Origin of the sequence: Pseudomonas sp. TH32 (genome assembly GCF_016650855.1) — a bacterium.
Lineage (GTDB): Bacteria > Pseudomonadota > Gammaproteobacteria > Pseudomonadales > Pseudomonadaceae > Aquipseudomonas.
The window spans coordinates 363,581-386,318 of record NZ_JAEKFA010000002.1; the positions used below are offsets into that span (position 1 = coordinate 363,581).

Sequence of the window (22,738 nt, forward strand, 5' to 3'; positions counted from 1 at the left end):
ATGTTTCGGAGGGTTACGGACACTTTGTCACATTGGTCCACAAGGGGGTGCTCTGAAGGCCACGTGTTTACTGGGCTCCAGCGGGGCGTTATTTTTTTGCAAGGGGTTTTGTTGCTGGCCGCGCATTGCTCCGAGGGCGGTCGGGCGGCATAATGTAGCCCCTTTTTTCTGCCCCTACATGTGGAAGGTTCCCGTGACTCAGAAGCCCGACCAGTGTCTTGGTGAATGGATCGACCGTGAAGCACTCGCTGAAGCGATGATTCCGCTTATCGGTCAGCTCTACCGCAATAACAACGTGGTGAGCTCGATCTATGGCCGCAGCCTGATCAACCAATCAGTCATCGCGATTCTCAAGGCTCATCGCTTTGCTCGCCATCGTTCCGCCGACGACAGCGAACTCTCCGTCCACGAAACATTCCCTCTGCTTAAAGCCATGAGCGAGCTCAAGCTCGGCGCGGCCTCGGTAGACCTGGGCAAGCTGGCCTACAAATTCCGCAAGGAAGGCGCTGGCCGTACCGCCGAGCAGTTCGTGCGTGAAGAAATGGCCGATGTGGTTGGCCAGCAAAACGCTGCAGCCCGCAAAGGCACCGACGTTGTGCTTTACGGCTTCGGTCGTATCGGCCGCCTGCTGGCGCGCATCCTGATCGAAAAAACCGGTGGTGGCGACGGCCTGCGCCTGCGTGCCATCGTGGTGCGTAAGGGCGCCGAGAACGACCTGACCAAACGCGCCAGCCTGCTGCGCCGCGACTCGGTACACGGTCCGTTCAACGGCACCATCGTCATCGACGAAGAAAACAACACCATCACCGCCAACGGTAACCTGATCCAGGTGATCTACGCGAAGAACCCGGCTGAAGTGGACTACACCCAGTACGGCATCAAGGACGCACTGCTGGTGGACAACACCGGTGTGTGGCGTGACGCCGAGGGCCTGGGCCAGCACCTGGCTTGCCCGGGTATCGACCGCGTTGTCCTGACTGCGCCTGGCAAGGGCAAGCTGAAGAACATCGTGCACGGCATCAACCACGGTGAAATCACCGCTGACGACAAGATCGTGTCTGCCGCTTCCTGCACCACCAACGCCATCGTGCCGGTGCTGAAAGCTGTAAATGACAAGTTCGGCATCGTTAACGGTCACGTTGAAACGGTTCACTCGTACACCAACGACCAGAACCTGATCGACAACTTCCACAAAGGCGATCGCCGTGGCCGTAGCGCCGCGCTGAACATGGTCATCACCGAGACCGGTGCTGCCACCGCTGCTGCCAAGGCCCTGCCTGAGCTGGCCGGCAAGCTGACCGGTAACGCGATCCGTGTTCCGACGCCGAACGTGTCGATGGCCATTCTCAACCTGAACCTTGAGAAAGCCGCCACCCGTGAAGAGATGAACGAGTACCTGCGCTACATGGCGCTGCACTCCGATCTGCACAAGCAAATCGACTTCGTCAATTCCCAGGAAGTGGTTTCCACCGACTTCGTTGGCTCGCGCCACGCCGGTGTGGTGGACGCTGAAGCGACCATCACCCAGGATAACCGCGTTGTTCTGTACGTCTGGTACGACAACGAATTCGGTTACAGCTGCCAGGTGGTTCGTGTGATGGAAGACATGGCCGGGGTTAACCCGCCAGCATTTCCGCGCTAAGCATCAGCGGTAAATGAAAAAAGCCCCGACTGGTTCGGGGCTTTTTTATGCCTGCGGGTTTTATGTTGTTTGTACCGGCCTCATCGCAGGCAAGCCAGCTCCCACATGTTGATGTGTGAATCCACTCAAATGTGGGAGCTGGCTTGCCTGCGATAGCGATCCATCAAGCGCCGCCGACTATCGAAGCCTGCGCAGTCCGCAGCTCATGACGGTTGCCTTTAAACAAAATCAACGTGGCAATCAGGCCCAACACCGCCGCACCGCTAAGCCATATCCCCGGCGCCGCCTTGTTGTCCAGCACGTGGATCAGGTAGGTACAGGCCGCCGGAGTAAAGCCACCAAAGGTCGCCGTCGCCAGGCTGTAGGCCAGGGAGAAACCGGTGGTACGCACTTCTACCGGCATGATTTCGGTCAGCGCCACCACCATCGCACCGTTGTACGAGCCGTACAGGAACGACAGCCAGAGCAACACGATCAACAGATGGCTGAAACTCGGGTTGGCCACCAGCCAGGACAGCGCCGGATAAGCCGTGAGGATTGCCAGAATCGTCGCCCCCAGCAGCAGGGGTTTACGGCCGATCTTATCGGACACTGCGCCCATCACCGGCAGCCAGATGAAGTTGGAGATGCCCACGCATACGGTTACCAGCAACGCGTCGAAGTCCGACAGGTGCAGTTCGGCCTTGCCGAAAGTCGGGGTGTAGGCGGTGATCAAGTAGAACGACACAGTGGTCATCACCACCAGCGCCATGCCGGCGATCACGATGCCGAAGTTCTGACCGATGGAGCGCACGATTTCCTGCAGCGTAGGGCGATGTTTGCGCGCCTGGAATTCAGGGGTTTCTTCCAGGGAGCGACGAATCACGAAGATCACCGGCACGATCAGGCAGCCGATCAGGAACGGCACGCGCCAGCCCCAGTCACCCATTTCTTCCGGGCTGAGCCAGTGGTTCAGGCCCACACCCAGCAATCCTGCGAATACCACCGCAGCTTGCTGGCTGGCGGACTGCCAGCTGACGAAGAAGCCTTTGCGGCCCGGGGTGGCGATTTCCGCCAGGTACACCGACACGCCGCCCAATTCCACGCCGGCGGAGAAGCCTTGCAGCAAGCGGCCAAACAGCACCAGCAACGGTGCCGCGACGCCCAGGGTGGCATACCCGGGAACGCAGGCAATCAGGATGGTGCCGGCAGCCATCAGCGCCAGGGTGATCACCAGGCCCTTTTTACGGCCGTGACGGTCGATGTAGGCACCGAGGAAAATCGCGCCCAAAGGACGCATCAGGAACCCGGCGCCAAAGGTCGCCAGGGACAGCATCAGGGAGGCAAAAGCGCTGTCGGTGGGGAAAAAAGTCTTGGCAATGGCCGTGGCGTAGAAGCCGTAGACCATGAAGTCGAACATCTCGAGGAAGTTACCGCTGACAACGCGAAAGATCGCCTTGCCCTTGCCCGTTGTAGTGGACATGTCATGCACTCATTTTGGCTATCTTATTAGTAATCCCTGGTCGCAACCGTCCCTGCTGTTAAAGCCTCGGCACGAAGCTGGCGCTGAACAGTTTTGTAACCATATGTGTATAAGCCACCACAGGCAACAAAAAACCGATAGCAAGCTGGCGAATTGCCGCAGGGTGCGGGGATTAATTCAGGAGGGTATTGCGCAGGCTGTCGGACAGGCCTTTCGGTGCCAGCCAGATGCCGAGATACGCCTTGGCCAGCTCGTCATTGCGACTGCTGAACACCACTGTGCCGTTGATTTCCAGGCTCAGGCCGCGCTGAGGCCGAAAATCCAGCGCATAACGGTCACCACTGCGGATATCGCGAAAACTTTTGTGCAGTTGATCCAGTTCAGGCTTCAGGCGGGCGAGGGCTGCGGGTGTTTGCTGGCGTTCAAGGGTGGCGGTGGCGGCCTTGATCACATCGTTGCGGTCGATGTCGCGAAAGTAATACAGCTCCAGGCGCAGGTCTTTTTGCTGATCCAGGGCCTGTTTCGCGCTCAGGTCTGCCTGGGCGAACAGCGCCGCCGCATATACGTCTGCCCACAGGTAGGTCAGGACAGCCTGGTTTTTCAGCAGCAACTGATGAGATTGCGCGGGAAAACCGGCTTGTTTGAGCCGATCCGCCTCATTCGCCAGCACCGGCACCGAAAACATCAGCAATAAACAGATAACGACATGCCGCATAATGCCCCGTCCTGAAAAGGTGCTTGCCTACAGGTTAATTCAATTTTCGACAGCGAAAGGTTTTATGGGCTGCGTGCGGCACATCTTGGTTTTATGCGGACTTGCAGCGCTGGCCGGATGTGGCGGCGATTCGCTGGAGCGCTTCGGTGGCCCGACCATGGGCAGCACCTATTCGATCCAGTATGTGCGTGCGCCTGGCGTGCCCGGCCCCGCCGAGGTCCAGCGTTTGGTGGAGGGCATTCTGGCCGAGGTCGACCGGCAGATGTCGACCTACCGCAGCGACTCTGACATCGAACGTTTCAACGACCTGCCGGCCCGCAGTTGCCAGCCGATGCCGGCGCCCATCCTGCACCTGGTGCGTACCGGCGAGCAGTTGTCCCAGGCCAGTGGCGGCGCTTTTGACCTGACGGTCGAACCGCTGATGAACCTGTGGGGCTTCGGCCCGCAGGCCCGTGAGATAAAAGTCCCGGACGCGAGAGCCCTTGAGCAGGTCCGCCAGCGCGTCGGCCATCAGTATTTGCATATCGACGGTAACCAGCTGTGCAAGGACGCTGCCGTCGAAGTCGACTTCAACAGCATCGCCGCCGGTTACGCGGTCGACCGTATTGCCGCGCAACTCACCCAGCTTGGCATTCATCGCTACCTCGCCGAAGCCACCGGCGAACTCAAGGCCGCTGGCGTCAAGCCCGACGGCTCGCCCTGGCGCATCGCCCTGGAAGAACCGCGCGACGATCAGCAGGTGGCCGAAAAAATCATCGCCGTGGATGGCGTTGGTGTATCGACATCGGGTGACTATCGCAATTATTTCCAGCAGGATGGTCGGCGTTATTCCCACACCCTGGACGCCCGGACCGGCGCGCCGATCACCCATCAACTGGCATCGGTGACGGTGTTGCACCCTTCGGCATTGATGGCCGATGGATTATCGACGCTGCTGCTGATCCTCGGACCCGAACAGGGTTGGGAATACGCCGAAAAACACCAGGTCGCCGCGTTTTTTGTGATGCGTGAGGGCGCTGGTTTCGTCACACGGAGCAACAAGGCATTCGAGCAACTGACGGCAGTGAAGCCGTAACGAACGCCGTGTAGTAAAGGCAAAACTGGCCTACGACGCGACCAAGGGTTAATGTGCGCGGCGTTAAGCCTTCTATAGACTGTGCCCCGGCTCACACACTGAGCCTATTTGATCCTTCATGACCGCTGGCCGCGGCATGATTTAGCCAGGCGCCCAACCGTGCGCCATGGCCTGTTCTGAGGAGTACGCATGGCTGTCTACAACTACGACGTGGTAGTACTGGGTTCCGGCCCTGCTGGAGAAGGTGCGGCGATGAATGCCGCCAAAGCAGGGCGCAAGGTGGCGATGGTCGATAGCCGTCGCCAGGTCGGCGGTAACTGCACCCACCTGGGTACCATCCCGTCCAAGGCCTTGCGTCACTCGGTGCGCCAGATCATGCAGTTCAACACCAACCCGATGTTCCGGGCCATTGGTGAGCCGCGCTGGTTCTCGTTCCCGGACGTGCTCAAGAGCGCTGAAAAAGTCATTTCCAAACAGGTTGCCTCGCGTACCGGCTTCTATGCCCGTAACCGCGTCGACCTGTTCTTCGGCACCGGCAGCTTCGCCGACGAGCAAACCGTCGAAGTGGTCTGCGCCAACGGCGTGGTCGAGAAACTGGTGGCCAAGCACATCATCATCGCTACCGGCTCGCGTCCGTATCGCCCGGCGGATATCGATTTCCACCACCCGCGTATCTACGATAGCGACACCATCCTCAGCCTGGGCCACACCCCGCGCAAACTGATCATCTACGGCGCCGGCGTGATCGGCTGTGAATACGCCTCGATCTTCAGCGGCCTGGGTGTATTGGTTGAGCTGGTGGATAACCGCGACCAGTTGCTGAGCTTCCTCGACTCGGAAATTTCCCAGGCGTTGAGTTACCACTTCAGCAACAACAACATCACTGTGCGCCACAACGAAGAGTACGAGCGGGTCGAAGGCCTGGACAACGGTGTGATCCTGCACCTCAAGTCCGGCAAGAAAATCAAGGCCGACGCCTTGCTCTGGTGCAACGGCCGTACCGGCAACACCGACAAGCTGGGCATGGAAAACATCGGGGTCAAGGTGAATAGCCGTGGCCAGATCGAAGTGGACGAGAACTACCGTACCTGCGTGACCAACATCTACGGTGCCGGTGACGTGATCGGTTGGCCGAGCCTGGCCAGTGCCGCCCACGACCAGGGCCGCTCGGCGGCCGGCAGCATTGTCGACAACGGCAGCTGGCGCTACGTCAACGACGTGCCGACCGGGATCTACACCATTCCCGAGATCAGTTCGATCGGCAAGAACGAGCACGAACTGACCAAGGCCAAGGTGCCTTACGAAGTCGGCAAGGCGTTCTTCAAGAGCATGGCGCGTGCGCAGATCGCCGGTGAGCCGCAAGGCATGCTGAAGATCCTGTTCCACCGTGAAACCCTGGAAGTCCTCGGCGTGCATTGCTTCGGTTACCAGGCGTCGGAGATCGTGCACATCGGCCAGGCGATCATGAACCAGCCGGGTGAGCTGAATACCCTCAAGTATTTCGTCAACACCACCTTCAACTACCCGACCATGGCTGAAGCCTATCGGGTAGCGGCCTACGACGGCCTCAACCGGCTTTTTGAGCGGCTCCGGCCGGTGGCCTGAGCCGGCCGGGGAGACCGATTTCAGTAATTCCCGAGGGTGGCAGTGGCCAAACCGGGAAAGTCTGTAATCAGGCTATCTACGCCGAAGTCGGCGAGCCTGCGCATCAGCGCGGGTTCGTTGACTGTCCACACGGACACGTGCAAACCCTGGCGCTGGGCTTTTTCCAGACGTTCAGGGGTGCACAACGTCCAGTTCAACGCCAGAATCTCACAGCCATAGTTGGCCGCCACCTTCAACGGGTCGAGCCAGGCGTATTCGGCTACCAGCCCACGGGACAGGTCCGGAGTGAGGTCCAGCGCGGCTTTCAATACTTCCCGCGAGCTTGAGGTCACGGTGACCTTGTCCATCAGCCCGAAACGCTGAGCCATTTCACGGATGGCCAGTACGGTGGTTGCCGCACGGGTGCGCGATGCGCTTTTGACTTCCAGTTGCCAGTGATCGAAGTCGCACTGTTCGAACAGCTCTTCCAGGCGTGGGATCGGGCAGGGGTTGACCCAGCCCGGGCCGCCTTTGCGTGCGTCCATCTTCACCAGGTCGGCGGCCGAATACTCGACGACCTTGCCGCGCCGGTCGGTGGTGCGCTTGAGGGTCGGGTCGTGAATGACCATCAACTCGCCGTCCATGGACAGGTGCAAATCCAGTTCGCAACGGCGCACGCCGTGCTTGAGGCATTCCTGGAAGCTGGTCAGGGTGTTTTCCGGTGCTTCGCCTTTGGCACCGCGGTGGCCATAAATCAGGGTCACAGTTGCTCCTTTACGCCAGGGTTCCTGGCTGGATGGATGGCGCGACGCGCCATTCAGTGTTCGTATTCAGGTGTCGGACTCTTCGCTTTTTTCCCGTGCCAGGCGCCGTTCCTGAGCCTGTTTCTGCAGGATATAGCGCGCCAGCAACTGGCGTTGGGCATCGGTCATGGCTTCGAATTCAGTGCCGACTTCAAAGCCGCCGGTCTTGGCATCGCAATGGGTGACCTTGGCCCGCAGCAGCAGGCCGAGGGCTTGTGGCATCAACACCAGCTTGACCGCCAGGTGGCTGTCGGGCTGGATTGCCGTAGGGTTCAGGAACTCGATGCCGCCTTCGGAGATGACCACGGGCTGCGGGGTGCCGATCTCGCCCAGCAGGCTTTGCGCCATGATCTGGCTAAGCAGGTCGATGCGTTTGTTCTGCACTTTGAGGAAGGCGGCGAGGGTGCGGTCCCGCTCGCCGATCTGGCGCAGCAGGTGCTGGGATTCGAATTCACTCAGGTGCAATTCGCTGAGCAGATTGAACAGCGGGGAATCATCCAGCAACACTTCCTTGCTCAGCGCTTCCGGGCCCGACAGCGGGGTAATTTCCAGTGCGATCATGTCCTCGATACGGTAGTATTCGCGGCGATCTTCTTCATCTAATGTCGACATGGCGAACCCAAGGCAGCGGTGATGGTCTGAGTGTAAAGCTGCTTACCTGACCCCGCCACAAGGACGTCTTCTTTTCCTCCGAACAAGCCCCGACATGTTCAGACCTCTCTTCGTATTTATTGGCACGCGTTATACCCGTGCAAAACGTCGCAATCATTTTGTGTCGTTCATTTCCTTGACCTCGATTATCGGGCTCGCCCTTGGCGTTGTCGTGATGATCGTGGTGCTGTCGGTGATGAACGGCTTCGATCATGAGATGCGCACGCGCGTGCTGGGCATGGTGCCCCACGCGACCATCGAGTCGGGTGAGCCCATCAGCGACTGGCAAAGCCTGGCCGCCAAGGTCAAGCAGAACCCCAAAGTGCTGGCGGTTGCGCCTTTCACCCAGATGCAGGGCCTGTTGACCAACGACGGCAAGGTGCAGAAAGTCCTGCTCAATGCCATCGATCCGGCGCAGGAACGCAACGTCTCGATCATCGATAACTTCATGCAACAGGGCAAACTGGACGACTTGTCGCCCGGCAGCTTTGGCATTGCTATCGGCGACAAGGCTGCGGCCAAGCTCGGCGTGGGCATCGGCGACAAGCTGACCTTCGTCGCACCGGAAGTCACCGTGACCCCGGCCGGCATGTTCCCGCGCATGAAGCGTTTTACCGTGGTCGGCATCTTTCATGTCGGCGCCGGTGAGATCGACGGCTACCTGGGGTTGACCAACCTGACCGACCTGGCCCGCCTGCATCGCTGGAAGCCGGACCAGGTCCAGGGCCTGCGCCTCAAGTTCAACGACCTGTTCGACGCGCCGCGTACCTCGTGGGAAATTGCCCAGCACCTGGGTGAGAACCAGTACTACGCCCGCGACTGGACCCGGACCCACGGCAACCTGTACCAGGCCATCCGCATGGAAAAAGCCATGATCGGCCTGCTGTTGCTGCTGATCGTCGCCGTGGCCGCCTTCAACATCATCTCCACGCTGGTGATGGTGGTGAACGACAAGAAGGGCGATATCGCCATCCTGCGCACCCTCGGCGCCACGCCGGGGCAGATCATGGCGATCTTCATGGTGCAGGGCACGGTGATCGGCGTCGTCGGTACCTTGATCGGCACCGTGGTGGGGGTTCTCGCCGCGCTGAACGTCAGCGCCGCCATCGCCGGGCTGGAAGTGTTGATCGGCCACAAATTCCTGAACTCCGACGTCTACTTCATCGACTACTTGCCGTCCCAGGTGCAGAGCCAGGACGTGTTGATGGTCGGGGCTTGCGCGTTGGTCCTGAGTTTCCTTGCCACCCTGTATCCAGCCTGGCGCGCGGCACGTACCCAGCCGGCGCAGGCTTTACGTTATGAGTGAATCGGGCATGAGTGAAAAAGCAATCCTGAGCTGCCGCAACCTGGGCAAATCCTACGAGGAAGGCCCGGAATCCGTGGTGGTGCTGTCCAACCTGCAGCTGGAACTGCACCCGGGCGAGCGCGTGGCGATCGTCGGCAGTTCCGGTTCCGGTAAAAGTACCTTGCTCAACCTGTTGGGCGGCCTTGATACGCCGTCCCAGGGCAGCGTCTGGCTGGCCGGCGAAGAACTGTCGGCCCTGGGCGAGAAGGCCCGTGGCCAGTTGCGTAACCGCTCGCTGGGTTTTGTGTATCAGTTCCACCACTTGCTGCCTGAGTTCACTGCTCTGGAAAACGTCTGCATGCCGCTGTTGATCGGCAAGACCGCGATCCCGGAAGCACGCCAGCGTGCCAAGGCGTTGCTGGAACGGGTCGGCCTGGGCCATCGCCTGGAGCACAAACCGGCTGAATTGTCCGGCGGCGAGCGCCAGCGTGTGGCGATTGCCCGCGCTCTGGTCAACAACCCGGGCCTGGTGATGCTCGACGAGCCTACCGGCAACCTCGACTCCCACACCGCCCAGGGCATCAAGGACTTGATGCTGGAGCTGAGCACCCAGATGCGCACCGCGTTCCTGGTGGTGACCCATGACATGAGCATGGCCCGCCAGATGGACCGCGTGCTGCACCTGCAGGAAGGTCATCTGGTCGCCATCTGACCTGTTTCAAGCCCGGCGCGTGACGCCGGGTTTTCTATTTTTTCAACGGTGCCCGCGAATGTTCAGACCGTTATCGATTTTCATCGGCACGCGCTATACCCGCGCCAAGCGCCGCAACCGTTTTGTTTCGTTTATCTCGATGACCTCGATGATCGGCCTCGCCCTGGGCGTGCTGGCGATGATCGTGGTGTTGTCGGTGATGAACGGTTTCCAGCGGGAAATGAGCTCACGCATCCTCGGCATGGTGCCCCACGCGACCATCGTTGGCGTGAAGCCCATCAGCGACTGGCAGCCGGTGGCAGATGCGGCGATGAAGAATCCGGAAGTCACCGCTGCGGTACCGTTCACACAGATGGACGGCATGCTTTCCTACAAGGGCGCGATGCAGCCGATCGAGATCAGCGGCGTTGATCCGGCCCAGGAAGGCAAGGTGTCGATCGTGGCCCAACATATTGTCCAGGGTCATCTGGAAGACCTGAAACCGGGCGAGTTCGGTGTGGTGATTGGCGAGATCACGGCCCGGCGTTTTCGCTTGAATGTGGGCGACAAGCTGACCCTGATCGTGCCGGAAATCAGCAGCGCCCCCGGTGGCATCACCCCACGCATGCAGCGCTTGAATGTGGTGGGTGTGTTCAAGGTGGGGGCTGAGCTGGACGGCTCCATGGCCCTGATCCACATGGCCGACGCCGCAGAAATTCAGCATTGGGAGCCGAACCAGGTGCAAAGCGTGCGCCTGGCGGTGAAAGACCTGTACGCGGCGCCCAAGGTGTCGGCGGACATCGCCGCCAGCCTTGGCGCCGATTACAAGGCGGACGACTGGACTCACACCCAGGGCAGCCTGTTCAGCGCGATGAAGATGGAAAAAACCATGATCGGCCTGCTGTTGCTGATGATCGTTGCCGTGGCGGCGTTCAACATCATCGCGACCTTGATCATGGTGGTGAACGACAAGGGCGCGGACATTGCGATCCTGCGCACCATCGGCGCCACGCCGCGGCAGATCATGGCGATTTTCATGGTGCAGGGCACGGTGATCGGCATAGTCGGCACGTTGATAGGCGGCATCCTCGGCGTGATCGCGGCGCTGAACGTCAGTGAACTGGTGGGGTGGCTGGAGCGGGTGACCGGGCAGCATATCTTCAGTTCGGACGTGTATTTCGTCAGCAACCTGCCTTCGGAATTGCAGGGCGGGGATGTGTTGCTGATTTGCTCGGCAGGGTTTGTGTTGAGCTTTTTGGCGACGATCTATCCGGCGTATCGGGCGGCGAAGATCGAGCCGGCGCATGCCCTCAGGTATTCGTAGTTCTTAAGGCCGCCTTCGCGAGCAAGCCCGCTCCCACATTTTGACCGAGTGCATTCAGGACGAATGCGATCGAAATGTGGGAGCGGGCTTGCTCGCGAAAGGGTCGGAACAGCTTGCATCAATGCCCCTGCGGCAACTCAATCACAAACCGCGTCCAACCCGCCGCCGACTCACAGGAAATCCGCCCGCCATGGGCCCGAACAATCGACTGGGTAATCGCCAGCCCCAGCCCCGCATGCTCGCTACTCCCTTCATGCCGCGCCGGATCTGCCCGGTAAAACCGGTCAAACAACCTTGGCAACAACGCCTCTGGAATGCCTTCCCCGGTGTTTTCCACGCTCAATCTCACGCCTTGCACACCCTCGACAATCCGCACGCTGACTTCGCCACCCGGCGGGGTGAAGCGCAATGCGTTATCCAGCAGATTGGAAATCGCACGGCGCAACATGCTGCGGTCACCTGAGGTATTGGCGCCGCCTTCCTGAACCAGCCTCACCTGGACGTCTTCCGCCAACGGCGCAAAAACTCCAGCAAGGCATCCGCTTCGTCCGCCAGCGCCAGGGTTTCACGCTTGGGCACCAGCAGCCCATGGTCCGCCTTGGCCAGGTACAACATGTCATTGACCAACTGCGCCATCCATTGCAGTTCTTCCAGATTGCTGTGCAGGGCTTCGCGGTAGTCCTCCAGCGCCCGTGGCTGCGTGAGGATGACCTGGGTCTGTGTCAGCAGATTCGACAGCGGCGTGCGCAATTCATGGGCGATGTCGGCAGAAAACGCCGAGAGGCGCTGGAAGGCATCGTCCAGGCGACCGAGCATCGCGTTGAAGGATTGGGCCAGCTCTGCCAGCTCGGCGGGCATTTGGCCCTGGGGCAGGCGCTGGGTCAGGGAATGGGCGGACACGTTGCCGGCGACTTCGCTCATGCGCCTCAGTGGTCGCAACCCGCTGCGGGCGGCCCAGGCACCAAGCAGGGCGGTGGCCAGGGCGGATAGGCCGACGGTCAACCAGATCAGATGCTGCATGCGTTGCAGGAAGTGTTGGTGGTGGGTGATGTCGAGCATCAGCGTCAGTTGGGGGGCGTCCGCGTTCCCGGGAACGAGCGGCGCGTTGTAGACGCGGTACTGGGTTCCGGCGTTCTGCACACTGTGCAGGCCAGGTGTTCGGGGCAGGGTGACGCCCGGTGCGCTGTCGAACCAGCGCTGATCGCCTGCAGTAATGCGTAGCGCGAGATCGGGCTGACGATTGAGTTCTTCCCGCAGCTTTGGTTCTTGCCGCGCAAACAAGGCGGGCGTGTCGGCACCCTTTAGCGTACTGCGCAGTGCCAGCAGCTTGCCGTCGAGCAACTGTTGGTCCAGCTCGATAAAGTGCGCCTCGCTGGCATGGTTGAACAGCACGCCGGCCAGCAATGAAACCACGGCGGTACAGCCGGCAAACAGCAGCGCCAGGCGGCTGGCCAGGGAAATCCGTTTCATCAACTGAACCGCTCCTCAAGCACGTAGCCCATGCCGCGCACCGTGTGGATCAACTTGTTGGGAAAGTTATCGTCGACTTTCAAGCGCAAGCGGCGGATCGCGACCTCGATGATGTTGGTGTCGCTGTCGAAGTTCATGTCCCACACCTGGGAGGCAATCAGCGACTTGGGCAACACTTCGCCCTGGCGGCGCAGCAGCAGTTCCAGCAGCGAAAACTCCTTGGCCGTGAGGTCGAGGCGCTGGCCGTCGCGCTCTACCCGGCGGCGGATGAGGTCCAGGCGCAGGTCGGCCAGTTGCAGGCTGGTTTCCTGGGGTGTGCTGCTGCCACGGCGCAGCAGGCTGCGCACCCGGGCCAGCAATTCGGAAAACGCGAAGGGCTTGACCAGATAGTCGTCGGCGCCCAGTTCCAGGCCGTGCACCCGGTCTTCCACGGCGTCTCGCGCGGTGAGGAACAGCACCGGCATGTCCAGCCCGGCCACGCGCACGGCCTGAAGAATTTGCCAGCCATCGCGGCCCGGCAGCATCACATCGAGGATCAGCAGGTCGTAGTCGCCGGTCAGCGCAAGGTGCTGACCGCTGGTGCCATCGGCCACCAGTTCGGTGTTGAACCCGGCCTCGGCCAGGCCCTGGCGCAGGTAGTGGCCGGTTTTCGGTTGGTCTTCGACGATCAGCAGTTTCATGGGCGGCTCATGGCGTTACGTAAACACAGACTTTATACAGCGCACACCCGGCGGTAGGCTCAAGCTGACAAAGTTGTAATCTGACAGTCAGGTGGCTGGCAGCCGTGCGTTCGTAAAGTGTCCCACAGACTGATTCCGAACCCTTGGAGTGTGAGCATGTTTTTGCGTAAATCCTGGCTGTTGGCTGGTTGCTTGATGGCGCTGAGTTTTCCAGTGCTGGCATCCCCGGCTGAAACCTTCGCCTTCGGTGAGGCTGCACCGGCGGCCAAGGCCACGCGTACTGTGGAAGTGGTGCTGCAGGACATTTCCTTTTCGCCCAAGGCCATCGATGTAAAAGCCGGTGAGACCGTGCGCTTTGTGCTGGTCAACAAGGGCCAGTTGCTGCATGAGTTCAACCTTGGCGACGCCGCCATGCACGCGGCCCATCAGAAAGAAATGCTCCAAATGCAGGCCAGCGGCATGCTGACGGCCACAGGCATGGGCAAAATGGACCACAGTGCCATGGGCCATGGCGACATGGGCGGCATGAAACACGACGACCCCAACGGCGTGCTGGTAGAGCCGGGCAAGACCGCTGAATTGACCTGGACCTTTGCCAAGGCTACCGGCCTGGAGTTCGCCTGTAACATCCCCGGCCACTACCAGGCGGGCATGGTGGGCAAGCTGACGGTCAGCCAGTAAGCAACTGGGGTGCAAAGGCGGGTAGAATGGCCGCGTTTATTTAGCCAGGTTTCCGCCATGCATCCCGCAGCCGAACATTCGCCGCTGGGCAAGTCCAGTGAATACATCTCCACTTACACCCCTTCGTTGCTGTTCCCGATCCCTCGCGCCGCCAAGTGGGCCGAGCTGGGCCTGAGCGCCGAGACCCTGCCGTACACAGGCGTGGATTTCTGGAACTGCTTCGAACTGTCCTGGCTGCTGCCATCCGGCAAGCCGGTGGTGGCCATCGGTGAATTCAGCATTCCGGCCGACTCGCCGAACATCATCGAGTCGAAGTCGTTCAAGCTGTACCTCAACTCGCTGAACCAGACCGCGTTTGCCGATGTGCAGAGCCTTGAGGCGACCTTGCGCTCCGACCTGAGTGCCGCCGCCGGCAAGCCTGTTGGCGTGCGCATCCGCAGCCTGGGCGAGGTTGAAGCCGAAGGCGTGGTTGCGTTGCCGGGTGTGTGCATTGATGACCTGGACATTACCGTCAGCAACTACGAGCACCCGCGTCCGGAATTGCTGCGTTGCGACGATTCGCGTGTGGTGGAGGAGAGCGTCCACAGCCATCTGCTCAAGTCCAACTGCCCGGTGACCAGCCAGCCCGACTGGGGCAGTGTGGCGGTGGAGTACCGCGGTGCGGCACTGGATCATGCCAGTCTGCTGGAGTACCTGGTGAGCTTCCGCCAGCACTCGGACTTCCATGAACAATGCGTGGAGCGGATCTTTCTCGACCTGCAACGTCTGCTCAAGCCGGAGAAATTGACGGTGTATGCGCGGTATGTGCGTCGGGGCGGGCTGGATATCAACCCGTACCGCAGTACGGAAGCTGTGCAGTTCCAGAACGTGCGTCTGGCGCGTCAGTAGCCTTCACCCAAAATAAATGTGGGAGCGGGCTTGCTCGCGAAAGCGGTGTATCTGCCAGCCTATGTATCAGCTGACGGACCGCATTCGCGAGCAAGCCCGCTCCCACATTTGATAGGTGTCGGGCTATTAGATCCCGATGTTACCCAGGGTCACCACAATATTGCGCAAGGTCCCGGCAATCCCCGGGTGGTCCAGCTCAAAGCGTTCCACCGCCAGGTTCACACCGTCGGCGATACTCGGATCCTGAATGGCGCCTTCCAACGGCTCCTGAACTTCCAGTTCGGCAATCAGTGTTTGCAGCTCTTCGCGCTTTTCGAGTGGCATTTCTGGATTCTGATCCAATTGCTCGCGCAAAATTTTGACCTGTTCTTGCAGTTGTTCGCGGGCAGGCATGGCGTTCTTCCTTTTATCGATAGGCACTGGCATAGACCGCGGCACGCCGTGAAAGGTCTACGGGCTGACCTGTAGATTAATCCACTGGCGCCGACTGTGCATGATCTCGATCAGGGCTTCTCGCCCTTGAGCTGGCGCAGGCTGATGTCTGCCAGGCAGGTGGGCAGTTCGCCGAGGTGGTCAATTACCGAATGCACGCCCAGGCCATAGAGCGCGACAGTGGCCTTGGCGCGCTTCTGTTCGCGTTCCTTCTCGGTGAGTGCCTGCCAGTGCGCCGGGGAAAGCCCGCACAGCGAGCCGCAGGAAGCCAGGCCGATGGTCCACAGCCCGGCGTTGAGCCCTGATTGCAGCAGGCGCGGCTCGCCACTGACCAGGACGCAGCCCTCCAGGCGTTCGATATTCAGTTCCATCAATGCCTGCCAGCACGCATGGGGTGCGGGCCAGCGGGTGGAGGAGGGCTGGGTGGCCTTGACCCAGCGGGGCAGCCCGGCGGCCAGGGGCGTGGAAACCGCCACGGGTAGTTCGTCCAGCCACGCGCACGGGACGCGCTGTTCTTCGAGGCTGCGCAGGATCTTCAGCGCGCCGACAGTGGCGTGTGTGTCGGTTGAGGGGGCGGAGTCGGCACGGGCCTGGGAACCAAAGTCCACTAGGCAGCCACTCAGCCCGAACAGTACGGCCGTCAAGGACGGGGCGCTGGCAACAACAACTTCGGCGTGGGGCATTTCGACGTCCCTGAAATAGCAGTCACGCTAGCGGACGCCGATGACAAGCAGGTTACATCGGTTCTATTTGTAGGAATTTTGTGCATTTACCGGAATGACATTTCTGCAAGGCTGCCTAATCTGACACTTCCGTCATATACTGACGGCCACATTCAGGGCATAGCGCCCATGACAGACCATTCAAGGAGTTCAAGCTATGCGCTGGAGCCAATGTCTAGCTCAGCTATCCGTATGTGCCAGCGTATTGCTGGTTCCTTTCGCGGCCCAGGCGGCCTCGGAAGATGATCCATGGGAAAGCGTCAACCGCCCGATCTTCACCTTCAACGACACCGTTGACACCTACGCCCTCAAGCCGTTGGCTCAAGGCTATCAGTTCGTGACCCCGCAATTTGTGCAGGACGGCGTCCACAACTTCTTCCGCAACATCGGCGACGTCGGCAACTTTGCCAACGACGTGTTGCAACTCAAGCCGCACGCTGCCGGTGTCGACACTGCCCGCTTGCTGGTGAACACCACGTTCGGCGTGCTGGGCTTCATTGATGTCGGCACCAAAATGGGGCTGCAACGCAATGACGAAGATTTCGGCCAGACCCTCGGCCACTGGGGCGTTGGCAGCGGTCCTTACGTGATGCTGCCGCTGCTGGGCCCAAGCACCCTGCGTGATGCGCCGTCCAAGTACGTGGACAGCTACACCCAGCCCTACCGCTACATGAACGATATCGGCTGGCGCAACAGCACCTTCGGCCTGAATATCGTCGACACCCGTGCCAGCCTGCTGTCCTCCGAGAAGCTGATCAGCGGCGACAAATACACCTTTATCCGCAACGCCTACTTGCAGAATCGCGAGTTCAAGGTCAAGGATGGCAAGGTTGTAGACGACTTTTAAGCCTCGGGCTTAAATGAAAAAGGCGGCCCTCGGGTCGCCTTTTTCGTGGGCGGGATTCGAGGTTTATCCGTGGGTTACGTCCTTACTTTAAGTCGCGGTTTTATACGTTCTTATAACTACCGGTGATTTGCGATGTAAAGACGCCCGGCGACCATCGGCATGAGCTTGAAACCCCTGGCGGATGGGAGTACCGTCTGCGCCTTAGAAGGGCACCTCTGCTTTACCTTTGTGCATGGGCAATATCCCGGCACTTTGTAGGACAGAGAGGCTAGAAAGCGAATCCAGTAGTAAGCCCGGCCATTGTCGAGCTGCCTACGCCAACCTAATTCTGGCGCCGTTTGCCCACATGCAAAAAACCAGTGCCACGCTGCTGATAATCGATGACGACGAAGTAGTGCGCGCGAGTCTCGCGGCCTATTTGGAAGACAGTGGCTTCAGCGTCCTGCAGGCCAGCAACGGCCTCCAGGGTCTCCAGGTGTTCGAGCGCGACAAGCCCGACCTGGTTATCTGCGACCTGCGCATGCCTCAGGTCGGCGGTCTTGAGCTGATCCGCCAGGTGACCGACATTGCCCCGCAGACGCCGGTGATCGTCGTGTCCGGTGCCGGCGTGATGAACGATGCCGTCGAGGCGTTGCGCCTGGGCGCCGCCGACTACCTGATCAAGCCCCTGGAAGACCTGGCCGTGCTGGAGCACTCGGTGCGCCGCGCCCTGGATCGTGCACGGTTGCTGCTGGAAAACCAGCGTTACCGTGAAAAGCTCGAAACCGCCAACCGCGAACTCGAAGCCAGCCTGAACCTGCTCCAGGAAGACCAGAACGCCGGTCGCCAGGTGCAGATGAACATGTTGCCGGTGAGCCCGTGGAGCATCGACGAATTCAAGTTTGCCCACCAGATCATCCCGTCGTTGTACCTGTCGGGTGATTTTGTCGACTACTTCCGCGTTGACGAGCGGCGTGTCGCGTTCTACCTGGCCGACGTTTCCGGCCACGGCGCCTCCTCGGCATTCGTGACCGTGTTGTTGAAATTCATGACCACACGGCTGTTGTTCGAATCCAAGCGCAGTGGCACCTTGCCGGAGTTCACCCCTTCGCAAGTGCTGGGCCACATCAACCGGGGCCTGATCAGCTGCAAGCTGGGCAAGCACGTGACGATGGTCGGCGGCGTGATTGATGAAGAAACGGGTCTTTTGACCTACAGCATTGGCGGTCACCTGCCATTGCCGGTTTTATACACTCCAGACAGTGTGCGCTACCTGGAAGGGCGTGGTTTGCCAGTGGGCTTGTTCAATGAAGCCACCTACGAAGACCACATCCTGGAACTGCCGCCGACGTTCAGCCTGACGCTGATGTCTGACGGTATCCTGGACCTTTTGCCAGAGCCTACACTCAAAGAGAAAGAAGCCGCCTTACCCCAACGGGTCAGGTCGGCGGGCGGCAGCCTGGATGGCCTGCGGCAGGTTTTTGGATTGGCCACGCTAGGGGAGATGCCGGATGATATCGCCCTATTGGTGTTGAGCAGGAATCTTTGATGAGTACCGGAAGAATCCAGTTCGCCGAGCAAGACGGGACTTTTGTCCTGAAGTTTGTCGGTGAAGTGCGCCTGACCTTGTGTTCGGCGCTGGATGCGACGATTGAGCGGATTTTCACAGCCTTGAATTTCTCGGCGATCGTGATCGATCTGACCGAAACCCGCAGCATCGATAGCACCACCCTTGGGCTGTTGGCCAAGTTGTCCATTCTGTCTCGGCAGAAGGTCGGACTGCTGCCGACCGTCGTCACCACCCACGAAGACATCACCCGTCTGTTGCAGTCCATGGGCTTCGATCAGGTGTTCAACATCGTTGACCGCCCGATCCCGTGCCCGGAATGCCTGACCGACCTGCCGTCCCAGGACCAGTCCGAGGAAGTGGTACGGGTCAAGGTGCTGGAGGCCCACAAGATCCTGATGGGCTTGAACGACTCCAACCGCGAGGCGTTCCACGGCCTGGTGAATGCGCTGGAACGGCATTGAGTTTATAGCTGCCTCTTTTAAAAAAGAGCCAGGCACGAAAAAGGGCGGTACCCGCGAGGGTACCGCCCTTTTTGCCGTCGCCCGTTTTTAGAGCTTGGCGGTCAACAGCGCTTCGAGTTTTTCCTGGTCGCGGGCGAACTGACGAATGCCCTCGGCCAGTTTCTCGGTGGCCATCGCATCTTCGTTGGATTCCCAACGGAACTGCGCTTCGGTCAAGTGCACACGCGCTTCGCCCGCGTGGCCTGGCGCCAGCTTGCGCTCCAGCTTGCCGTCGTCGGCGGCCAGTTTTTCCAGCAAGTCCGGGCTGATGGTCAGGCGGTCGCAACCGGCGAGCTCTTCGATCTGGCTCAGGTTACGGAAGCTCGCACCCATCACCACGGTCTTGTAGCCATTGGCCTTGTAGTAGTTGTAGATGCGCGTCACCGACTGCACGCCCGGATCATCGGAACCGGTGTAGTCGTTGCCGTTGGCCTTCTTGTACCAGTCGTAGATACGGCCCACGAACGGCGAAATCAGGAACACGCCGGCTTCAGCGCAAGCCACGGCCTGGGCGAAGGAGAACAGCAGGGTCAGGTTGGTCTGGATGCCTTCCTTTTCCAGTTGCTCGGCAGCGCGGATGCCTTCCCAGGTGGAAGCGATCTTGATCAGCACACGGTCGCGGCCAATGCCGGCCTTGTCGTACAGGTCGATCAGACGGTGCGCGCGCTTGAGTACGGCGTCGGTGTCGAACGACAGGCGGGCATCCACCTCAGTGGAAATGCGGCCGGGCACCACTTTGAGGATTTCCTGGCCGACGGCGACCGCGAAACGGTCGCTGGCCAGGCCTACGTCACCGTTGCAGTCGGCAACAGCCTCGTCCAGCAGCTTGGCGTAGCCTGGGATCGACGCGGCCTTGAGCAGCAGGGAAGGGTTGGTAGTGGCGTCTTGCGGCTTGAGCTTGGCGAGGGTAGAAAAATCGCCGGTATCGGCTACTACAGTGGTGAATTGCTTGAGTTGTTCCAGCTTGGAAGTCATGGGCGTGCTCTGTCCTGTGGGTCTGATGACATTACCCGAGCGCTGACAGCCGCTCAAGGGCGCAAATGCATTCGATCGTTTGCGAGGGCAACAACCTGAAAACAGCCGTTTGAATCACCGGCCACTGCTGAATAGGAGGCCAAAACAGCCGGCAGGTTCAACCCGACTGCCCGATGACCACCCCGCTAAACTGTGGGAGCTGGCTTGCCTGCGATGAGGCCCCAGTCCTCCTGACACACCCCCACCCAAAATGTGGGAGCGGGCTTGCTCGCGAAAGCGTCGTGTCAGCCGCCAGATAAACCCACTGACACCCAACTCACCGCCCCTCCAACAACTCCCCCGCCTTATCCAGCAACGCCAGTGGATCAGTGGCCTTATGAATATCCACCGACAACAACTGCCGAAACTTGCGCGCCCCCGGAAAACCCGTCCCCAGCCCCAGAACATGGCGGGTGATGTGGTGCATTGATCCGCCTGTCGCCAGGTGCTCGGCTATATAAGGGCGTAACTGCGCCAACGCCTCGGCGCGCGTGATCACCGGCGCAGTGCTGCCAAACAGCTGTTGATCCACCTCGGCCAGCAAATACGGATTGTGATAAGCCTCACGGCCCAGCATCACGCCGTCGAACGTCTGCAAATGCTCCTGGCACTGCTCCAGCGTCTTGATCCCGCCGTTGAGAATGATCTCAAGCTCCGGGAAATCCTGCTTCAACTGCGCCGCCACGTCGTAGCGCAATGGCGGAATGTCCCGATTCTCCTTCGGTGACAGACCTTCCAGGATGGCGATTCGCGCATGCACGGTGAAACTGGTGCAGCCTGCGTTTTTCACCTGGCCGACGAAATCGCACAGCTCAGCGTAACTGTCCCGGCCATTGATACCGATGCGGTGCTTTACCGTTACCGGGATCGACACCGCGTCCTGCATGGCCTTTACGCAATCCGCCACCAACGCAGGGTGTGCCATCAGGATCGCGCCGATCATGTTGTTTTGCACCCGGTCGCTGGGGCAGCCGACATTGAGGTTCACCTCGTCGTAACCGGCGTCCTGGGCCATACGGGCGCAGGCGGCCAGGTCGGCAGGAACGCTACCGCCCAACTGCAACGCAAGCGGATGCTCGGCCTCGTTGTGGCGCAGGAAGCGTTCGTGGTCGCCGTGGAGGATTGCGCCGGTGGTCACCATCTCGGTGTAGAGGAGGGCGTTTTTGGACAGTAGGCGCAGGAAGAAGCGGCAGTGTCTGTCCGTCCAATCCATCATCGGCGCAACGCTGAACCGGCGGGAGAAGGATTGGGGTGACGCGGTAGTTAGGGACATTGGAAAATCTGAATGGATGGGGCTGAGGGAAGAGTTTATCAGGAACGGGCTTGTATAAGGCTGTAGGGCTCTCCCCTGGGGAGCACGCTAAAGCCAGATCGGCACAATGGACACGACCAGCAACGCCCCCAGCATCATGTTTAAAACACGCCATTGCCGTTCACTCTTCAACTGCCGTGACAGCGCCAGGCCGGCACCACACCACAGCGCCAGCGAGCACATGCAGGACACGCCAAACACCAGGCTCAGCAGCAGCGCCAGTGACGCAGGCCCTGGTGTCAGTGAAGCGAATGAGGCAGCAGCGCTGAGCGTCATCGCCCAGCCTTTGGGGTTTTGCAGGAGCATCCAGATGCCGGTAAGGAAACTCGCTGGCCTTTCGCTGATCGCTGCGCTGCCCGGTTTTCCTCGTTTTGCGATTTGCCAGGCGAGCCACAACAGATAAGCAGAGCCCACCAGTTTCATTCCCAGTTGCAGCGATGGCGCCGCCAGGATCAGGCTGCCCAGACCGCCAGCCGCCGCGACGGCCATGAGCGCCAAGCCGAACGAGATGCCCGCCAGTAATGGAAGTGAGCGCACCCAACCGAAGTTTGCGCCGGATGCCGTTGCCAAGGTGGTCGCGCCGCCGGGGCTGAAGGTGGCGACCATAACGAAGAGCAGAAGCGGGAGGATTGATCCGAACATGACGAGTTTCCTTAAGTGGTCTCGACTTAATAGCCTGTTGCCCGGTAGCATTAAAGCTAATGTTTATAATGCTATAAATTAGGGTTGCTAATGCCATGCAGACACTCGACCTGATACTCCTGCGCAGCTTCGTCGTCGTCGCTGAGCAACGCAGCATGACGGTGGCTGCTCAGCATCTGCATGTGAGCCAGGGAGCGGTCAGCCAACAGATTAGGCGATTGGAGGAAGTGCTGGGCGGGACGTTGTTCGTACGTGACCGTCGTGGCATTCGCCTGGCGCCTCTCGGTGAGCGCTTGTTTACCAAGGCCCAGCAAATGCTCGCGTTGAATCAGCAAATTTGGGCAGACGTGAAGGGCAGCGCGCTCGAGGGGCGGGTGCGCCTGGGCGTACCTTACGATCTTGCGGGCGAGTGGATTGCGCCGATACTCAAGGCGTTTGTCGAGGCGAATGGGCAGGTGGATTTGTCACTCACCTGTGGCTCGTCGCTGGAGCTGAAAGCCGAGGTCAGCAAAGGCTCATTGGACTTGGCCATTATCGAAGAAGCGGCCGGTGGTGCCAGCGGTGAATGCCTGTCGATCGATCGTTTGGTATGGGTTGGCGCCAAGGGGGGACGGCTTTCCTGAATACGCCGTTGGCGATCTCGCTGGTCGCCGAGACGTGTGCCTTTCGTGAGTCAGTGATCACGGCCCTGCAAGGCCAGGATCGACAATGGAAGATGGTCTTTGATAACGGCAATCTTGAGACAACACGCGCGATGGTCGGCGGCGAT

22 protein-coding genes and 1 pseudogene are annotated in these 22,738 nt (G+C 60.2%); 12 read left to right on the plus strand and 11 right to left on the minus strand.

The genetic code is table 11. The features are described 5' to 3' along the window. The first annotated feature begins 178 nt into the window (after positions 1–178). Positions 179–1,642 carry a glyceraldehyde-3-phosphate dehydrogenase gene (locus JFV30_RS05310; protein WP_029616136.1) on the plus strand — a complete coding sequence of 488 codons (1,464 nt, stop codon included), beginning with the start codon at positions 179–181 and terminating at the stop codon, positions 1,640–1,642. A 163-nt stretch (positions 1,643–1,805) separates the two neighbouring features. Here the strand turns inward: JFV30_RS05310 and tcuC are convergent, their stop codons facing one another. Both tcuC and JFV30_RS05320 read right to left on the minus strand, forming a co-directional pair. Continuing rightward, a complete protein-coding gene (gene tcuC, locus JFV30_RS05315; protein WP_201122311.1) occupies positions 1,806–3,104 on the minus strand; it encodes an MFS transporter in 1,299 nt (432 codons plus the stop codon). 172 nt (positions 3,105–3,276) lie between these two features. Beyond that, on the minus strand, positions 3,277–3,819 hold the full coding sequence (locus JFV30_RS05320; RefSeq protein ID WP_201122313.1) for a chalcone isomerase family protein: 543 nt from the start codon (positions 3,817–3,819) through the stop codon (positions 3,277–3,279). Positions 3,820–3,883: 64 nt separating this feature from the next. On the opposite strand from JFV30_RS05320, the gene JFV30_RS05325 reads away from it, so the two are divergent. Together JFV30_RS05325 and sthA are read left to right on the plus strand one after the other, a co-directional pair. Then, a complete protein-coding gene (locus JFV30_RS05325; RefSeq protein WP_201122315.1) occupies positions 3,884–4,894 on the plus strand; it encodes an FAD:protein FMN transferase in 1,011 nt (336 codons plus the stop codon). 189 nt (positions 4,895–5,083) lie between these two features. Further along, the gene (sthA, locus tag JFV30_RS05330; RefSeq protein ID WP_201122317.1) at positions 5,084–6,499 is read left to right on the plus strand and encodes a Si-specific NAD(P)(+) transhydrogenase; all 1,416 of its coding nucleotides are present in this window, start codon (positions 5,084–5,086) and stop codon (positions 6,497–6,499) included. Between the two features lie 20 nt (positions 6,500–6,519). Here the strand turns inward: sthA and JFV30_RS05335 are convergent, their stop codons facing one another. Then, a complete protein-coding gene (locus tag JFV30_RS05335; RefSeq protein ID WP_003218946.1) occupies positions 6,520–7,242 on the minus strand; it encodes a glycerophosphodiester phosphodiesterase in 723 nt (240 codons plus the stop codon). A gap of 66 nt (positions 7,243–7,308) precedes the next feature. Continuing rightward, complete coding sequence (locus JFV30_RS05340) at positions 7,309–7,893, minus strand: PilZ domain-containing protein (RefSeq protein WP_010176342.1); 585 nt, start codon at positions 7,891–7,893, stop codon at positions 7,309–7,311. Positions 7,894–7,987: 94 nt separating this feature from the next. Between JFV30_RS05340 and JFV30_RS05345 the strand changes: the two genes are divergently transcribed. The 3 genes from JFV30_RS05345 to JFV30_RS05355 are packed head-to-tail and all read left to right on the plus strand — an operon-like array spanning position 7,988 to position 11,232. Further along, entirely contained in the window at positions 7,988–9,238 is a 1,251-nt protein-coding gene (locus JFV30_RS05345) for a lipoprotein-releasing ABC transporter permease subunit (RefSeq protein ID WP_201122319.1), read from the plus strand. A gap of 7 nt (positions 9,239–9,245) precedes the next feature. Further along, positions 9,246–9,929 carry a lipoprotein-releasing ABC transporter ATP-binding protein LolD gene (lolD, locus tag JFV30_RS05350; RefSeq protein WP_017477213.1) on the plus strand — a complete coding sequence of 228 codons (684 nt, stop codon included), beginning with the start codon at positions 9,246–9,248 and terminating at the stop codon, positions 9,927–9,929. Between the two features lie 58 nt (positions 9,930–9,987). Then, positions 9,988–11,232: a lipoprotein-releasing ABC transporter permease subunit gene (locus JFV30_RS05355; protein WP_010176339.1), complete on the plus strand. Its 1,245-nt coding sequence runs from the start codon at positions 9,988–9,990 to the stop codon at positions 11,230–11,232. Between the two features lie 118 nt (positions 11,233–11,350). Here the strand turns inward: JFV30_RS05355 and JFV30_RS05360 are convergent. Beyond that, positions 11,351–12,702, minus strand: a pseudogene (locus JFV30_RS05360) (heavy metal sensor histidine kinase). Further along, positions 12,702–13,382 carry a heavy metal response regulator transcription factor gene (locus JFV30_RS05365; RefSeq protein WP_201122321.1) on the minus strand — a complete coding sequence of 227 codons (681 nt, stop codon included), beginning with the start codon at positions 13,380–13,382 and terminating at the stop codon, positions 12,702–12,704. Before JFV30_RS05365 ends, JFV30_RS05360 begins: the two are co-directional and overlap by 1 nt. 156 nt (positions 13,383–13,538) lie before the next feature. Here JFV30_RS05365 and copI point away from each other — a divergent pair, with 156 nt between their 5' ends. Both copI and queF read left to right on the plus strand, forming a co-directional pair. Continuing rightward, positions 13,539–14,063 carry a copper-resistant cuproprotein CopI gene (copI, locus tag JFV30_RS05370; RefSeq protein WP_201122323.1) on the plus strand — a complete coding sequence of 175 codons (525 nt, stop codon included), beginning with the start codon at positions 13,539–13,541 and terminating at the stop codon, positions 14,061–14,063. Between the two features lie 57 nt (positions 14,064–14,120). Next, positions 14,121–14,951, plus strand: coding sequence for an NADPH-dependent 7-cyano-7-deazaguanine reductase QueF (gene queF, locus JFV30_RS05375; RefSeq protein WP_201122326.1), 831 nt, complete (start codon positions 14,121–14,123; stop codon positions 14,949–14,951). Between the two features lie 126 nt (positions 14,952–15,077). On the opposite strand, the gene JFV30_RS05380 is transcribed toward queF, so the two are convergent. Further along, a complete protein-coding gene (locus tag JFV30_RS05380; protein ID WP_003218929.1) occupies positions 15,078–15,344 on the minus strand; it encodes a DUF4404 family protein in 267 nt (88 codons plus the stop codon). A gap of 110 nt (positions 15,345–15,454) precedes the next feature. Then, positions 15,455–16,066 carry an HAD family phosphatase gene (locus JFV30_RS05385; RefSeq protein WP_169387445.1) on the minus strand — a complete coding sequence of 204 codons (612 nt, stop codon included), beginning with the start codon at positions 16,064–16,066 and terminating at the stop codon, positions 15,455–15,457. A 196-nt stretch (positions 16,067–16,262) separates the two neighbouring features. Here JFV30_RS05385 and JFV30_RS05390 point away from each other — a divergent pair, with 196 nt between their 5' ends. The 3 genes from JFV30_RS05390 to rssC all read left to right on the plus strand — a co-directional run bounded on the left by JFV30_RS05390 (position 16,263) and on the right by rssC (position 18,962). Then, positions 16,263–16,952 (plus strand): MlaA family lipoprotein, encoded by a 690-nt coding sequence (locus JFV30_RS05390; RefSeq protein WP_029616133.1) that lies wholly within the window; start codon positions 16,263–16,265, stop codon positions 16,950–16,952. A 346-nt stretch (positions 16,953–17,298) separates the two neighbouring features. Further along, positions 17,299–18,480, plus strand: coding sequence for a two-component system response regulator RssB (rssB, locus tag JFV30_RS05395; RefSeq protein ID WP_201122328.1), 1,182 nt, complete (start codon positions 17,299–17,301; stop codon positions 18,478–18,480). Further along, positions 18,480–18,962, plus strand: coding sequence for an anti-sigma factor antagonist RssC (rssC, locus tag JFV30_RS05400; RefSeq protein ID WP_201122330.1), 483 nt, complete (start codon positions 18,480–18,482; stop codon positions 18,960–18,962). The genes rssB and rssC overlap by 1 nt, the downstream gene beginning before the upstream one ends. 87 nt (positions 18,963–19,049) lie before the next feature. Here the strand turns inward: rssC and tal are convergent, their stop codons facing one another. From tal to JFV30_RS05415, 3 genes are all read right to left on the minus strand, one after another. Next, positions 19,050–19,976, minus strand: coding sequence for a transaldolase (gene tal / locus JFV30_RS05405; RefSeq protein ID WP_201122332.1), 927 nt, complete (start codon positions 19,974–19,976; stop codon positions 19,050–19,052). A gap of 316 nt (positions 19,977–20,292) precedes the next feature. Further along, entirely contained in the window at positions 20,293–21,288 is a 996-nt protein-coding gene (dusA, locus tag JFV30_RS05410) for a tRNA dihydrouridine(20/20a) synthase DusA (protein WP_201122334.1), read from the minus strand. Between the two features lie 87 nt (positions 21,289–21,375). After that, positions 21,376–21,969, minus strand: coding sequence for a LysE family translocator (locus tag JFV30_RS05415; protein WP_201122336.1), 594 nt, complete (start codon positions 21,967–21,969; stop codon positions 21,376–21,378). Positions 21,970–22,064: 95 nt separating this feature from the next. On the opposite strand from JFV30_RS05415, the gene JFV30_RS05420 reads away from it, so the two are divergent. Then, positions 22,065–22,592 carry a LysR family transcriptional regulator gene (locus JFV30_RS05420; RefSeq protein WP_201122338.1) on the plus strand — a complete coding sequence of 176 codons (528 nt, stop codon included), beginning with the start codon at positions 22,065–22,067 and terminating at the stop codon, positions 22,590–22,592. Positions 22,593–22,738: the final 146 nt, after the last annotated feature.